Annotated in this window: 10 protein-coding genes; 7 read left to right on the top strand and 3 right to left on the bottom strand. The window is 65.5% G+C overall.

The window, feature by feature from the left end:
• The first annotated feature begins 130 nt into the window (after positions 1-130).
• The 5 genes from BO74_RS04305 to BO74_RS04285 are packed head-to-tail and all read left to right on the top strand — an operon-like array spanning position 131 to position 7,714.
• Complete coding sequence (locus BO74_RS04305) at positions 131-1,978, top strand: ABCB family ABC transporter ATP-binding protein/permease (RefSeq protein ID WP_496440297.1); 1,848 nt, start codon at positions 131-133, stop codon at positions 1,976-1,978.
• Between the two features lie 3 nt (positions 1,979-1,981).
• Positions 1,982-5,359, top strand: coding sequence for a hybrid sensor histidine kinase/response regulator (locus BO74_RS04300; RefSeq protein WP_496440295.1), 3,378 nt, complete (start codon positions 1,982-1,984; stop codon positions 5,357-5,359).
• Positions 5,349-6,281 carry a response regulator gene (locus BO74_RS04295; RefSeq protein ID WP_496440293.1) on the top strand — a complete coding sequence of 311 codons (933 nt, stop codon included), beginning with the start codon at positions 5,349-5,351 and terminating at the stop codon, positions 6,279-6,281. Before BO74_RS04300 ends, BO74_RS04295 begins: the two co-directional genes overlap by 11 nt.
• Before the next feature lie 51 nt (positions 6,282-6,332).
• Complete coding sequence (locus BO74_RS04290) at positions 6,333-7,103, top strand: SDR family NAD(P)-dependent oxidoreductase (protein WP_496440292.1); 771 nt, start codon at positions 6,333-6,335, stop codon at positions 7,101-7,103.
• The gene (locus BO74_RS04285; RefSeq protein WP_496440291.1) at positions 7,100-7,714 is read left to right on the top strand and encodes a LysE family translocator; all 615 of its coding nucleotides are present in this window, start codon (positions 7,100-7,102) and stop codon (positions 7,712-7,714) included. The genes BO74_RS04290 and BO74_RS04285 overlap by 4 nt, the downstream gene beginning before the upstream one ends.
• Here the strand turns inward: BO74_RS04285 and BO74_RS04280 are convergent.
• The 3 genes from BO74_RS04280 to BO74_RS04270 form a co-directional block, all read right to left on the bottom strand.
• A complete protein-coding gene (locus tag BO74_RS04280) occupies positions 7,711-8,889 on the bottom strand; it encodes an acetylornithine transaminase (protein ID WP_496440290.1) in 1,179 nt (392 codons plus the stop codon). The genes BO74_RS04285 and BO74_RS04280 overlap by 4 nt on opposite strands.
• A 237-nt stretch (positions 8,890-9,126) precedes the next feature.
• Positions 9,127-10,401 carry a tyrosine--tRNA ligase gene (gene tyrS, locus BO74_RS04275; RefSeq protein ID WP_496440289.1) on the bottom strand — a complete coding sequence of 425 codons (1,275 nt, stop codon included), beginning with the start codon at positions 10,399-10,401 and terminating at the stop codon, positions 9,127-9,129.
• Positions 10,402-10,467: 66 nt separating this feature from the next.
• A complete protein-coding gene (locus tag BO74_RS04270) occupies positions 10,468-11,547 on the bottom strand; it encodes an Ldh family oxidoreductase (protein ID WP_496440288.1) in 1,080 nt (359 codons plus the stop codon).
• A gap of 95 nt (positions 11,548-11,642) precedes the next feature.
• On the opposite strand from BO74_RS04270, the gene BO74_RS04265 reads away from it, so the two are divergent.
• Together BO74_RS04265 and BO74_RS04260 are read left to right on the top strand one after the other, a co-directional pair.
• Positions 11,643-13,454 carry a GGDEF domain-containing protein gene (locus tag BO74_RS04265; RefSeq protein WP_496440287.1) on the top strand — a complete coding sequence of 604 codons (1,812 nt, stop codon included), beginning with the start codon at positions 11,643-11,645 and terminating at the stop codon, positions 13,452-13,454.
• A gap of 109 nt (positions 13,455-13,563) precedes the next feature.
• A complete protein-coding gene (locus tag BO74_RS04260) occupies positions 13,564-14,841 on the top strand; it encodes a type II toxin-antitoxin system HipA family toxin (RefSeq protein ID WP_496440286.1) in 1,278 nt (425 codons plus the stop codon).

Genomic DNA, 14,841 nt, shown 5'->3' with positions numbered 1-14,841 from the left:
CGCTATTATGCCAGAGCAGGCCTTGGAAGCGCCGCGCTTTCCGGCGCCAGGACCGCCCCCGGGGATACAATGCCCGCTCTCTTCCCGTTGCCTGTTCTTCCGGCACTCCACGCATTTCCCGCAATCCGCCATGCGCCGCTCGAATCGCCATTCGTCTACCTACCACCTCGATCCGCCGACCGAGACGTCATCCCCGCATCCGTGGAAGACCGTCGGACGTCTCGCGCCCTATCTCTGGCAACACAAGTGGCGCGTGCTGTTTTCCTTCGCCTGCCTCGTCGCCGCCAAGCTGGCCAACGTGTCCGTCCCGATGGTCTTCAAGTCGATGATCGACGATCTCTCGGAACCGCAGCGCGCCATCGGCTTGCCGATCCTTCTGCTGGTGCTCTACGGCATCCTGAAATTCGCCAACTCGATGTTCACCGAACTGCGCGAGATCCTTTTCGCCCGGGTGACCCAGGAAGCGGTGCGGCGCGTGTCGCTGGAAGTCTTCCGGCACCTGCATGCGCTCTCGCTGCGATTCCACCTCGAACGGCAGACCGGGGGCATCTCGCGCGACATGGAGCGGGGAAATCGTTCGATTTCCAGCCTGATCACCTACACGCTCTATTCGATCCTGCCCACGCTGGTGGAGATCGGCCTGGTGATCGGCATCCTGGCAACCAAGTACGACAGTGGCTTCGTCCTGATCACCGTGTTGTCGCTTTCGGCGTACGTCGTTTTCACGGTTCTTATCAGCAACTGGCGGATCGGCATCCGCCGACGCGCCAACCAGGCCGACTCGGCCGCGAACACCGACGCCATCGACAGCCTGCTCAACTACGAAACGGTCAAGTACTTCAACAACGAGGAGCATGAGGCACGGCGCTACGACGCGCATCTGTGCGAATGGGAAGACGCGGCGACGCAGAGCCAGGTGTCGCTGTCCTGGCTCAACATGGGGCAGCAGATCATCATTGCCGCCGCCGTCACGGCGATGATGTGGCGCGCGACCGCCGGCGTGAACCAGGGCACGATGACCCTCGGCGACCTGGTGCTGGTCAACGCACTGCTCGTGCAGCTGTACATGCCGCTGAATTTCCTCGGCGTGGTCTATCGCGAGATTCGTCAAGCGCTGGCCGACATCGAGCGGATGTTCGGCCTGCTCAACGTACACCGCGAGATCGCCGACGCACCCGATGCGGTTCCCCTGAGCGCGGCGACGATCAACGTGGAGTTCGACGAGGTCGATTTCGCCTACGACCGCAAGCGGCCGATCCTCAGCGGCGTGAGCTTTTCCGTCCCGGCGGGGGCAACGGTGGCCGTGGTCGGCGAATCCGGCTCGGGCAAGTCGACGCTGGCCCGTCTGCTCTACCGCTTCTACGACGTCGATCGCGGCGCGATCCGGGTCAACGGCCACGACCTGCGCAAACTTACTCAATCCAGCCTGCGCGCGGCAATCGCCATCGTGCCGCAGGACACGATCCTGTTCAACGACACCATTTTCTACAACATCCAGTACGGGCGACCCGACGCCTCCCGCGAGGAAGTCATCGCCGCCGCCGAGGCCGCCCGGCTCACCGGCTTCATCAGGCTGTTGCCGCAGGGGTTCGACACCCGCGTCGGCGAACGCGGGCTCAAGCTCTCCGGCGGCGAGAAGCAACGTGTCGCCATCGCCCGCGCCCTGCTCAAGAACCCGCCACTGCTCGTCTTCGACGAAGCCACCTCCTCGCTCGACTCGAAGACCGAGCAGGCCATCCAGGCCAGCATTGAGAGCGCCTCGCGCGGGCGGACGACGCTGGTGATCGCCCACCGGCTGTCGACGGTGATGAACGCCGACGGCATCCTGGTCATGGACGCCGGCCGGATCGTCGAGCGCGGGACGCACGCCGAGCTGATCGCCGCCAACGGCCGCTACGCGCAGATGTGGGCGCTGCAGCAGCGGGAGGACGAGAGCGCAGAGAACACGCTGGAAGCTCCCCTGGAAGCGACGACGTAAGCCATGTCCACGCCCGCCGAACCGCTGCAACGCGTCGTCAAGATCCGCCGCGACTACAACACCTGGGTCGCCAACGAGACGCTGGAAGACTACGCGCTGCGCTTCACGCCGCACAGCTTCCGCAAGTGGTCGGCGCTGCGCGTGGCCAACACGGCGTTCGGTGCTTCCTCCTTCCTGGTGCTGGAGGCCGTGGGCGCGACGATGCTGGTCAGCAGCGGTTTCATCAACGCCTTCTGGGCCATCCTCGCCACCGGCCTGATCATCTTCCTGATCGGCCTGCCGATCAGCCACGCGGCGGCACGGCACGGCCTGGACATGGACCTGCTGACGCGCGGCGCCGGCTTCGGCTATATCGGTTCGACGATCACCTCGCTGATCTACGCATCTTTCACCTTCATCTTCTTCGCCCTCGAAGCGGCGATCATGGCCTACGCGCTGGAACTGGCGTTCGGCATCCCGCCGGCCTGGGGCTACCTGATCTGCGCACTGGCGGTCATCCCGCTGGTCACCCACGGCGTCACGGTCATCAGCCGCCTGCAGGCGTGGACGCAGCCGGTGTGGCTGGCCTTGCTGATCCTGCCGTTCGCCTTCCTGCTGGCCGAGGAACCGCAGGTGCTGCAGGGTCTGATGCGCTACGCCGGCGTCGACGGCACCGGCGACCGCTTCTCGATGCCGCTGTTCGGCGCCGCGCTGACGGTCGGCATCGCGCTGGTCACGCAGATGGGTGAGCAGGCCGACTACCTGCGCTTCATGCCCGAGCGCACGCCGGCCACCGCCCGGCGCTGGTGGCTGGCGACGCTCCTCGGCGGCCCCGGCTGGATCCTGCCCGGCGTGGCCAAGATGCTCGGCGGCGCGCTGCTCGCCTACCTCGCCCTGCGCAACGCGGTGCCGGTCGAAAAGGCGGTCGACCCGAACCAGATGTACCTGATCGGCTTCTCGCACGTATTTTCCAATTCGACGCTGGCCATTGGCGCGACCGTCCTCTTCGTCGTCATCTCGCAGCTGAAGATCAACGTCACCAACGCCTACGCCGGCTCGCTGGCCTGGTCAAACTTCTTCGCCCGGTTGACGCACAGCCACCCCGGCCGCGTGGTCTGGGTCGTCTTCAACACGCTGATCGCCCTGCTGCTGATGGAACTCGACGTCTTCCAGGCGCTCGGGCAGGTGCTCGGCCTGTATTCGAACATCGCCATTTCCTGGATGGCCGCGGTCGTCGCCGACCTGGTCATCAACAAGCCGCTCGGCCTGTCGCCGCCCGGCATCGAGTTCAAGCGCAGCCACCTCTACGACATCAACCCGGTCGGCGTCGGCGCGATGGGCATCGCCTCGCTGCTGTCGATCGCCGCGTTCACCGGCCTGCTCGGCGACACGCTGCAGCCCTACGCCAGCTTCATCGCCCTGCTCTGCGCGTTCGTCACGGCCCCACTGCTCGCCTGGTGGACCGGCGGCCGCTATTACCTGGTGCGGCAGGACCGGGTCGCTGCCGGCAAGCAGCGCTGCTGCATCTGCGAACGCGACTACGAGGCCGAGGATACCGCGCATTGCCCGGCCTATTCCGGCCCGATCTGCTCGCTGTGCTGCTCGCTCGACGCGCGCTGCGACGACCTGTGCAAGCCCGGCGCCAACCTCGCCGGCCAGTGGCGCGGCCTGCTCGAACGCCGGCTGCCGGCGTCGGTGATCCCCTACCTCGATACCGGCCTGGTGCACTACCTGCTGCTGATGGCCGGCATCGTGCCATTGCTCGCCGGACTGCTCGGCCTGCTGTACACACACGAGGTGCTGGCACTGGCCCCGGCGCAGGCCGCGCTGCTCCCGCAGTTGCAGCAGGTGTTCATCAAGACCTTCTCGGCGCTGCTGCTGTTTGCCGGCATCGGCGCCTGGTGGATGGTGCTGGCGCACAAGAGCCGGCAGGTCGCGCAGGAGGAATCGAACCGGCAGACACACCTGCTGATGCAGGAAATCGCCTCGCACCAGCGCACCGACGAGCAGCTGCAGAAGGCCAAGCTCGCCGCCGACCAGGCCAACCTGGCGAAAAGCCGCTACATCTCGGCGATCAGCCACGAGCTGCGCACGCCGCTCAACAGCATCCTCGGCTACGCGCAGATTCTCGACCACGACGAGGCCGTTCCGCCCAACCGGCGGCAGGCCGTCAGCGTGATCCGCAAGAGCGGCGACCACCTGCTCTCGGTCATCGAAGGCACGCTGGACATCGCGCGCATCGAGAGCGGCAAGATGACGCTCGAAACCAAGCCGTTCGACTTTCCCGAGTTCTTGCAGCAGATCGTCGGCATGTTCGAACTGCAGGCGCGCAACAAGGGACTCGGCTTCCATTACGAGCCGGTCGGCGAGTTGCCGGCCGTGGTGCGCGCCGATCCGCGCCGCCTGCGCCAGATCCTGATCAACGTGCTCGGCAACGCGGTGAAGTTCACCGTTTCCGGCAGCGTCACCTTCCGCGTCGAGTTCCGCCACGACGTCGCCAGCTTCGAGATCCGTGACACCGGGCCGGGCATCCCCGAGGACGAGCGCGAGCGCATCTTCGAGCCGTTCGTGCGCGGGCGCACCGCGCAGGCCAGCGGCAGCGGCGTCGGGCTGACCATCGCACGGATGCTGACAACGCTGATGGGCGGCGAGATGACGGTTGCCAGCGCGCCCGGCGCGGGCAGCACCTTCCGCATGCGCCTGTTCCTGCCGCAGGTGCACGCCGTACAGGCGGAGCGCGAACTGCCGCGCGCCGCGCGCATCGGCTACGTTGGCATCCGCCGCCGCGTCCTGGTCGTCGACAACGAGAAGGACGACCGCGACATGCTGCAGAGCGTCCTCGACCCGCTCGGCTTCCAGGTCGAGCAGGCGGCCAGCGGCGAGGAATGCCTGCAGCTCGTCCCGAGCTTCGCCCCGCACCTGATCTTCATGGATCTGGCGATGCCCGGCATGGACGGCTGGGAGACGATCCGGCAACTGCGCGAGCAGGAACTGACCGACGCCCGGATCGCCATCCTCTCGGCCAACGCCTTCGAGAAAGGACAGGAGAATGAGGTGGGCATCGCCGACGAGGATTTCATCGTCAAGCCCTTGCACGTCGACGAACTGCTCGACTGGATCGGCCGCACGCTGAACCTGACCTGGGTGCATGCCGACCGGCCGCCCGAACAGCCCGCGCCGGCCACGCCCGCCGCGGTGATCCCGCCGGGCAAGGAGGAACTCCATGCGCTCGACGAACTGGTCGACCTCGGCTACGTGCGCGGCATCCTCAACAAGCTCGGCGAAATCGAGCGCACCTCGCCGGCCAGCGGCGAGTTCGTTATCATCCTGCGCAACCTGGCGCGGCAGTTCCAGTTCGACGCCATGAAGGAGATCCTGAGAAAGGCCCGCGATGCCGCCTGACCTGCCCGAACGCGATATCTCCGACATCGTCCTGATCGTCGACGACATCCCCGAGAACCTTTCGCTGCTGCACGACGCGCTCGACGAAGCCGGCTACACGGTGCTCGTCGCCACCAACGGCGAATCGGCGCTGCAGCGCGCCCGCCAAAGCCTGCCCGACGTTATCCTGCTCGACGCGGTAATGCCGGGCATGGACGGTTTCGAGGTCGCCCGCCGGCTGAAGGCCGACTTCGCCACGCACCACATCCCGATCGTCTTCATGACCGGCCTGACCGAAACCGAGCACGTAGTCGCCGCCTTCGCCGCCGGCGGCGCCGACTACGTGACCAAGCCGATCCGCCCCGCCGAGGTGCTGGCGCGCATCGCCGCGCACGTGCAGAACGCCCGCCAGATGCGCCAGGCGCGCACGGCGCTGGATGCCTTCGGCCAGGCCACCGTCGCCGTGCGCGCGTCCGACGGCAAGCTGGTGTGGCAGACCGTGCTCTCGCGCAAGCTGCTCGGCGACTATTTCGCATGCGGCGAGAAGGAGACCCCGCCGCGCCTGCTCGAATGGATCGCCCAGGCCATCACCGCCCGGCACGACGGGCGCGAGCCCAACGCCCTGCTGGTGGCCGACGGCAACCGCCGCCTGCTCGCCTCGTTCCACGACCAAACCGGCGACGAGGAATGGCTGGTCGTCCTGCGCGAGGAAAACGACGCTTCGGCGATCGAGTCGCTGATCGCCGCCTTCCGCCTGACGCAGCGCGAAGCCGAGGTGCTCTACTGGGTCACCCTCGGCAAGACCAACAAGGACATCGGCGACATCCTCGGCAGCAGCCCGCGCACGGTGAACAAGCACCTTGAACACGTTTTTGAGAAACTCGGCGTGGAGACCCGCACCGCCGCCGCCAATCTGGCGATGAGCAAGATGCGCGGGGTCTGAGCTGCTGACCCGCACCTGCTTTACTGATCGTTTCACGAAAAGGAGAAGTTCATGAACGTTCTGATCACCGGCGCCAGTTCCGGCTTTGGCGAAGCCATGGCGCGCAAGTTCGTCGCCGGCGGCCACCGCGTCATCGCCGCGGCCCGCCGCGCCGACCGTCTCGAAGCACTGCACACGGAACTCGGCGCCAATCTGTTGCCCGTAACGATGGACGTTACCGACCGTACCTCGGTCACCCAGGCGCTGACCCGGCTGCCGATCGAATGGACGCCGATCGACGTGCTGGTCAACAACGCCGGTCTCGCCCTCGGCACCGAACCGGCGCAGCAATGCTCGCTCGACGAGTGGACGACGATGATCGACACCAACGCCAAGGGCCTCGTCACCGTCACGCACGCCATTCTGCCCGACATGCTCGCCCGCAACACCGGGCTGATCATCAACGTCGGCTCGGTGGCCGGCAACACGGCGTATTCCGGCGGCAACGTCTATGGCGCGACCAAGGCCTTCGTCGAACAGTTCACCCGCAACCTGCGCGCCGACCTCGTCGGCACCGGCGTGCGGGCGACCAACCTGGCGCCGGGCCTCGTCGGCGGGACGGAGTTCTCGAACGTACGCTACCGTGGCAACGACGCCGCGGCGGCGAAAGTCTACGAAGGAACCCAAGCGCTCACGGCCGAAAACATCGCCGAGACGGCCTACTGGCTCGCCACGCTGCCGCCGCACGTAAACGTCATTCAGCTGGAAGTCGTCCCCACCTGCCAGGGCTACGCCGGCTGGAACATCAAGCGCAATACGGCTACGCCGGAGCAGACGAGATGATGACGGCCGAATTCCTGATCACTTCGCTGATCGTCGTGCTGATCCCCGGAACCGGGGTGCTGTTCACCGTGTCCGCCGGACTGTTCCTTGGCCGGCGCGCCAGTCTCTACGCGGCGCTCGGCTGCACGCTGGGCATCCTGCCGCACCTGCTCGCCAGTATCCTGGGGCTCGCCGCCCTGCTGCACGTCAGCGCGCTCGCCTTCCACCTGCTCAAGCTGGCCGGTGCCGCGTACATGCTCTATCTGGCCTGGGCGACCTGGCGCGAGCGCGGCAGCCTGTCGCTCGATCGGCCGAAGGATGCCGGAAGCGCCGGGCGCATCGTGTTGCGCGCCGTGCTGATGAACGTCCTCAACCCCAAGCTGACGATCTTCTTCCTGGCGTACCTGCCGCAGTTCGTCACGGCCGACGCAGGCACTCCGCTCATGCAGATGCTGGGACTCAGCGCGGTGTTCATGGGAATGACGTTGGCCGTCTTCGTCGTCTACGGCCTGCTCGCACACGCCGCGCAGCGCGCCATCCTCAGCTCGCCGCGCGTGCTCGCCTGGATGCAGAAGGGCTTCGCCGCCGTCTTTGCCAGTCTGGGAATCAACCTGGCACTGTCGGACCGCTAGGACGTAATCGCCCGGCGCAGCAGCGCCAAGCCTTCCGCCAGCTCATCCCCGGTCGTCGTCAGTGCCGGCATGAAACGCAGGCAATGCGGGCGCGGGGCGTTGATCAACAACCCGAGCTCACGGGCGCGGACGACGACCTCCGGAGCAAGGACGTCACCCAGCTCCAGCGCCAGCAACAGGCCGCGCCCGCGCACTTCACCCAGTCCAAGCTCGGCGGACAGGCGGCGCAGCCCGTCGACGAACTGCTGGCCGATCGCCTTCACGCCGGACAGGAAACCGCCCGCGGTCAGGGTTTCAAGCACGGCCAGGCCCGCCGCGCAGACCAGCGGATTGCCGCAATAGGTGCCGCCCTGGTCGCCCGGCGCAAAGCAGGAACAAGATTTCTTCGCCAGCAGCGCGGCGAGCGGCACGCCACCGCCGATGCCCTTGCCCAGGGTCATGATGTCCGGCTCGATACCGTACTGCTCGTAGGCGAACAGCGTACCGGTGCGGCCACAGCCGGTTTGCACCTCGTCGGCGATAAGCAGCAGGTTTTCCCGGTCGCACAACGCGCGCAGGCCGCGCATGAACTCCGGCGAGGCGGGAATCACCCCGGCCTCGCCCTGCACCGGTTCGAGCATCACCGCGACCGTCTGTGCCCCGATCAGCCGCTCGACCGATTCGAGGTCGTTCAGAACAGCTTTCGGGAACCCCGGCACCTGCGGCGCGAACAGCGTATCCCAGCCGGCCTTGCCGCTGGCGGACATCGTGGCCAGCGTACGGCCGTGAAAACTGTTGGCGAAGGTGACGATCTCGTACGCGCCGCCCTTGTGCAGTTGCCCCCACTTGCGCGCCAGCTTGATCGCGCCTTCGTTGGCTTCCGCTCCGGAACTGGCGAAGAAGACGTGGTCGAAACAACTGCGCGTGGTCAAGAGCGCGGCCAGCGCCATCGCCGGACGGTTGTAGAAGGCCGGACTCGGGTTGATCAGCGTCGCAGCCTGCCGCGCCAGCGCTTCGGCCACGACTTTTGGCGCATGCCCAAGGCAGTTCACTGCCCAGCCCTGCACCCAGTCCAGGTAGCGTCGCCCGTCGCTGTCGAACAGATAGGCGCCCTCGCCACGCTCGAAGACGACATCCGGGCGTTGGACGATGGGCATCAGGCTGCCGATGACCGGGTTCGGGGCAAAGGTGTTCACATTTTTCTCCTTGGATTGATTGACGACGGACGGAAACAAAAAAGGCCACGTGGTAAGCCGTGGCCTGTTCGGGAAAGGAATGCTGAAAAGTCAGCCTGACGCTATGACATCTTCCTCCGGACGTGCCACGACGCACCGCTGCGGCGTCGAGCGGCCAGCAGGCGTCGGGAAGCGAAGGAAGCGCGGTTCATGGGCAGATGATCCTGGTCGAAGGCAAACGAGTCAACACAGATTGACTCAGGACCAGCGGACCATCGCGTAGTTTTTCTTCCCGCGCCGCAACAGAGTGAAACGCCCGAAACGGCGCTCGGCGTCCACAATCTGGTAATCGAGCGCGTCGACCTTCTGTCCGTTGACCGCCACGCTGCCGCTCTGCAGGAAACCGCGCGCTTCGCTCTTCGACTTTGCGAGGCCGGCGGCAACCAGCACGTCGATCAGGCCGGCAGTCGATTTTTCCAGCGCCACGCCGGGCACGCCGTCCTGCGCCAGTTGCTCGAAGTCGGATTCGGTCAGCGTTTCCAGGTTGCCGGAGAACAGGCTGTGGCTGATGCGCTGCGCGGCTTCCAGCGCGGCCTTGCCATGCACCAGTTCGGTGGCCTGTTCGGCGAGGATGCGCTGCGCCTCGGGCTTCTGGCCGCTGGCCTTGTCGGCCGCCTCGATCGCGTCGAGTTCGGCGACTGTCAGGAAGGTGAAGTAGCGCAGGAACTTGTAGACGTCGGCGTCGGCGGTATTCAGCCAGAACTGGTAGAAGGCGTACGGCGAGGTCTTCTTCGCGTCGAGCCAGATGGCGCCCGACTCGGTCTTGCCGAACTTGGTGCCGTCGGCCTTGGTGACCAGCGGCAGGGTCAGGCCGAAGGCGTGTTTCTGGTTGAGGCGACGCGTCAGGTCCGTCCCGGCGACGATGTTGCCCCACTGGTCGGAGCCGCCGATCTGCAGGATGCAGCCGTGGCGGCGGTTGAGTTCGGCGAAGTCGTAGCCTTGCAGCAGGCTGTAGGAGAATTCGGTGTAGGAGATCCCCTGGTCTTCACGCTGCAGGCGCTGCTGCACCGATTCCTTCTTGATCATCGCGTTGACCGAGAAGTGCTTGCCGATATCGCGCATGAACTCCAGGCAGTTCATCGAGCCGAACCAGTCGTAGTTGTTGGCCATGACCGCGGCGTTGTCGCCGTCGAAGGCGAGGAAGGGTTCGACCTGACCGCGGATTTTCCCGACCCAGCCGGCGATGACGTCCGGCGTGTTCAGTTTCCGTTCCGTCGCCTTGAAGCTCGGATCGCCGATCATCCCGGTCGCCCCGCCGACCAGCGCGATCGGCTTGTGCCCGGCCTGCTGGAAGCGCCGAAGGAGCAGTACCGGCACCAGATGCCCGAGATGCAGACTGTCGGCGGTCGGGTCGAAGCCGCAATACAGCGTCACCGACTCCCTGGCCAGCAGTTCATCGAGCGCGGCGGCATCGGTGATCTGGGCGATCAGGCCACGGGCTTGCAAATCCTGGAGCAGGGCGGACTGGTACATCGAGAAAATCTCCACACTTGGGGCGGCAAATCCCTTGCCGTTTGCTGTTCGATAAAGCGCGCGATTTTAGCACGCGGCCCGCAGCGCCTCCGGCAGATTCCCGACCTTGAGGCGCTCGCTCCACTCGCGCATCTGCTGCGCGAGCACCGGCTCGATCGGGATGCCCTTCACCCGCCGCACCACCTCTTCGCAGACCTCCGGGTCGCCAGGCATCAGCGGTGAGCCGGGTTCACCCGCCAGCGCCCGGGCGATCTGTTCGACCGTTTCGGCCAGCATCGGCCCGCCGGCAAAGCGCAGCGGATCAAGCATCAGGAAGAAGGCACCAAGGCGGCGCGGTTCGTCGAGGGCGGTGAACATGTTGGAGATCGTCGGCCCCCAGGGGTTGGCGTTGAGCGGCCCGCAAAGCAGGTCGATCATCAGCGCGAGGCCGTAACCCTTATACCCGTATTCGGCGCCGCCGAGCGGCGTCAGCGAACGCGCGGCCTGCGCGTCGGTAGTCAGCTTCCCGGCTTCGTCGTAGGCCACCCCCGGCGGCAGCGGATGCCCTTCGCGACGGGCGTTGATCACCCGGTTGAAGGGAATCGAGGTAGTCGCCATGTCCAGGCAGGCCGGCTCGTGCCCGGCGCGGGGGAAGGCGATGGCAATCGGGTTGGTGCCGAAGAAGGCGCGCGTGCCGCCGTGCGGCGCAGCCATCGCATCGGCGTGGGTGAAGGCGATGGCGATCAGCCCGGCGCGTGCGGCCGGCCGGGTATAGAGCGCCATCGCGCCGCAATGCGAGGAGTCCGACACGCCGACCACGCCGACGCCGGAGCGGCGCGCCAGATCCGCAGCGAGAGCGGCTGCCCGATGCCCGATGACGATGCCGTGCCCCTGATCGGCGTGCAGCTGCGCCGTCGCCGGCCCGGTTTCCTTGACGCTCACCGCCGGCCGCGCCTTGATCGAGCCACGCGAGATGCGCTCCAGGTAGTGCGGCAGACGGGCGATGCCGTGCGAATCGATGCCCCACAGGCTGGTCTGCACCAGGCTGTCGGCGAGCAGGCGCGCATCGGCGGCGGACATGTCGAGCGTTTCCAGGCAACGCGCCGCCCAGTCGGCCACGGCTTGATGGGGAACGAAGGCACTCCCGGGGATGATGGGTTGGCTCATGATCAAGGCTCTTTTCGATGAAAGAAAGGGAATTATCGGCTTTGGACGCCACGGTTCCGGTAATTGTTGGAAAATGGAACCCGGTTTCAACGCGCATGCCAGTATATTGGATCGATGCCACCGGCTTCAACGAGACCATGAACACGCCGCGCAACTTGCCTCCCGAGTCACGACCCGCCCCGACCGCCATGAACCTGCAGCCGCGCTTTCACTTTCTGACCATCGTCTTCTTCGTCGTCTTCGCCATTCCCTCCTGGCTCGCCGTGCGCGCGCTGGCCGAGGGCATCATGGAACAGTGGGCGGTGCGCTACGCCGAGAAACAGGTGCTCTACGACAAGGGACGGACGTTGCAGCCGATCCTGCGCGAGGTGGCGCTTTCCCGCCAGCTGGCCTCGTCGCAGCCGATCCGCGAATGGGCGCGCAAACCGGACGACGCGCCACTGACCCAACGCGCAGTCAAGGAAATGGAAAATTTCCGCCAGAACTTCGCCGACCACAGCTACTTCGTCGCGCTGCTTTCCAACGGCCGCTACTACCACAACAACGCGCAGAACGAGTACGCCGGCGAGGAATTCCGCTACGTGATGGACGCGCGCAACAAGAAGGACGCCTGGTTCTACGACCTGATCCGCCAGCAGCGCGACATCCACATCAACGTCAATCCGGACCCGAATCTCGGCATCACCAAGCTGTGGATCGACGTGCTGATCCGCGATGGCAACGACATCCTCGGCATCGCCGGCACCGGGCTCGACCTCACGTCGTTCATCAAGAACGTCGTCGAGGAGGGCTCGCCGGGCGTCACCAGCCTGTTCGTCGATCACGGCGGCGCCATCCAGATCCACCGCAACCAGGCGCTGATCGACTTCGCCTCGATCAGCAAATCAAAGTCGCAGCAGAACACCATCGACCTGCTCTTCGAACGCGAGGCCGACCGCCAGGCCGTGCTGGCAGCGATGAAGGAACTGGAAATCCAGAAGAAGAGCGTGGCGACGCTGGTCGTCCAGGCCAACGGCAAGCGGCACATCGCCGGCATCGCCTACCTGCCGGAGATCGACTGGCACGAGATCACCCTGCTCGACCTCGACGTGCTGCTGCCGTTCAGCCAGTTCACCGGCATCCTCGTCGTCTACACGCTGACCCTGCTCGGCATCCTGCTGCTCTTCAACCTCGCGTTGCGGCGCTTTGTGCTGATCCCCCTGCAGCAGCTCGACGCCGGCATGTCGGCCGTCGAGGCCGGCAGCGACGTTCCGGCGCAACTCGACACGCTCGGCACCGGCGAAATCGGCCGGCTGATGAAGCGCTTCGTGCAGATGGCCAGGTCGGTGACCGTCTCGCGGCGCGACCTCGAATTCAAGGTACAGGAACGGACCATCGCGCTCGAACGCCTGACCAAGATCGACCCCCTGACCGAACTGCTCAACCGGCGCGGCATGAGCGAGCGCATCGAGGCCGAACTGAAGCGGGCCCGGCGCGAGACGAACCGCCTTGGCATCCTCTGGCTCGACCTCGACTGCTTCAAGGAAATCAACGACCAGCACGGGCATGCGGCCGGCGACCAGGCGCTGATGGCCGTCGCCCGGATTATCGACGCAACGATCCGCCCCTACGACGTCGCGGCGCGCTGGGGCGGCGATGAATTCCTGATCATGCTCTACCCGACCGACGAGGACGTGCTGCACTCGCTCGGCGAACGGCTGCGTCAAGCCATCGCCGCCAGTCATGCCGTCGTCGATGCGGCCGGCCGACACATTCCACTGAGCGCGAGCATCGGTGGGCATATCGCCGGCGCCAGCGAACAATTCAACAGCGTGCTCAGCCAGGCCGACCGCGCGCTCTATGAAGCCAAGGCCGCCGGGCGGAACTGCTATCGGACCGCGGGGCAGCCACCGAAACCAATGGGCTGAGGATTTGCAGCGGGCAAGCAGATAACAACACAAAGACCATCGCAATATACTTTTCCCCGGCTTTTGTGTGTATATTTAGCTCATTGCGATAGCCATTTAAAAAATCGCCATGCGCTCCATCATCGAAATTCATCAGCGCGGTGAATGGGTTCCTGCCGCGGAATTCATGCCTGCGGGCGCCCGCTATTGCGGAACGTTCGAGTATTTGCCTGACTATGTATTCGGCGATGCACCGACACCGGTTTCGTTTTCCCTGCCCGTGTCGATGGCATACCACGGGATCGATATCGACACGGGATACCAGCCGCTCCCCGCCTTCCTGCTCGACCTCGTACCACAAGGGCGGGGAAGGACTTATCTCGCCCGCGAACTCGGTGTCCCGGACAGCGACGACGCGGACCTGATTCTCGCCCAACACGGCGCATTCAATCCAATTGGCAACCTCCGGCTGAACAGCGCCGTCAGTTTCTACGAGACGCACAAAAAGAAGCACCCGGAAGCCAAGGAAGCCGGCTATACGCTCGACGACATCGCCGCCCGCCAGTCCGCCTTTCTCGAACACATCTGGCTCCACGCCATGCTCGCCGCCGGCACTACTGGCGTTCAAGGCGCTGCCCCCAAATTCCTGCTCACGCAGGATCACGACGGACTCTGGTTTGCCGACACCGCACTGCCCGATGCCGAACAAGCCGCGCATTGGCTGGTGAAACTACCTCGCGGCCCCCATGAAACCGATTACGCGGTACTGCGCAATGAAGCCGCCTACCTCCGCGTTGCCAAACGCTGCGGCCTGCGTGTCGCAGGAGAACCGATGTCCTTGCGTGACATGCTGTTCGTGCCACGCTTTGACCGCGCCATCGATCAAACCGGGCTACATCGTCTCGCGCAGGAAACCCTTGCCTCGCTGGCCGGAATTCGCGCCTTCGGCGTACCCACCCCGCTCTTCAAACTGGTCCGGGCGTTCCTGCCGCATATGGATGACCCCGTCGCCGAGACCATCGAATTCATGCGCCGCGACATCCTGAACATGGCACTGCGCAACACCGACAACCACGCGAGAAACACCTCCGTCCAGCGCCTGACGAACGGCAGAGTTCAACTCACCCCCATTTACGATTTCGCTCCCATGTACCTCGACCGCGAATTCGTCGTACGCGGCTGCAAATGGCGGCACGGCGGGCGTGAACTGGTCGAATGGAATGACATCATCGACGTCCTGGCGCTCTCCGAAGCCAACCGGAACGACGTTCGCACCGGCCTTCGCCGCTTTTCCGAAACCGTCGCCAACCTTCCCGCCATCATGAAAGAGTCTGGCGTCGACGCTTTCGTCATCGAAGACTGTCTGCCGACGATTGCCGAGCAGGCCAAACGCCTGAACAGGATGTGA

The organism is Propionivibrio pelophilus DSM 12018 (assembly GCF_059569095.1).
Note: the sequence above shows the minus strand (reverse complement) of the source record. Positions and strands in the feature narration are given on the sequence as shown.

Excerpts from the sequence above, each read along its gene's own strand:
- BO74_RS04305 (WP_496440297.1), top strand. The coding sequence starts at position 131 with ATGCGCCGCTCGAATCGCCATTCGTCTACCTACCACCTCGATCCGCCG.
- BO74_RS04270 (WP_496440288.1), bottom strand. The coding sequence starts at position 11,547 with ATGAGCCAACCCATCATCCCCGGGAGTGCCTTCGTTCCCCATCAAGCC.
- BO74_RS04300 (WP_496440295.1), top strand. The coding sequence starts at position 1,982 with ATGTCCACGCCCGCCGAACCGCTGCAACGCGTCGTCAAGATCCGCCGC.
- BO74_RS04295 (WP_496440293.1), top strand. The coding sequence starts at position 5,349 with ATGCCGCCTGACCTGCCCGAACGCGATATCTCCGACATCGTCCTGATC.
- BO74_RS04260 (WP_496440286.1), top strand. The coding sequence starts at position 13,564 with ATGCGCTCCATCATCGAAATTCATCAGCGCGGTGAATGGGTTCCTGCC.
- BO74_RS04265 (WP_496440287.1), top strand. The coding sequence starts at position 11,643 with ATGCCAGTATATTGGATCGATGCCACCGGCTTCAACGAGACCATGAAC.
- tyrS (WP_496440289.1), bottom strand. The coding sequence starts at position 10,401 with ATGTACCAGTCCGCCCTGCTCCAGGATTTGCAAGCCCGTGGCCTGATC.
- BO74_RS04290 (WP_496440292.1), top strand. The coding sequence starts at position 6,333 with ATGAACGTTCTGATCACCGGCGCCAGTTCCGGCTTTGGCGAAGCCATG.
- BO74_RS04285 (WP_496440291.1), top strand. The coding sequence starts at position 7,100 with ATGATGACGGCCGAATTCCTGATCACTTCGCTGATCGTCGTGCTGATC.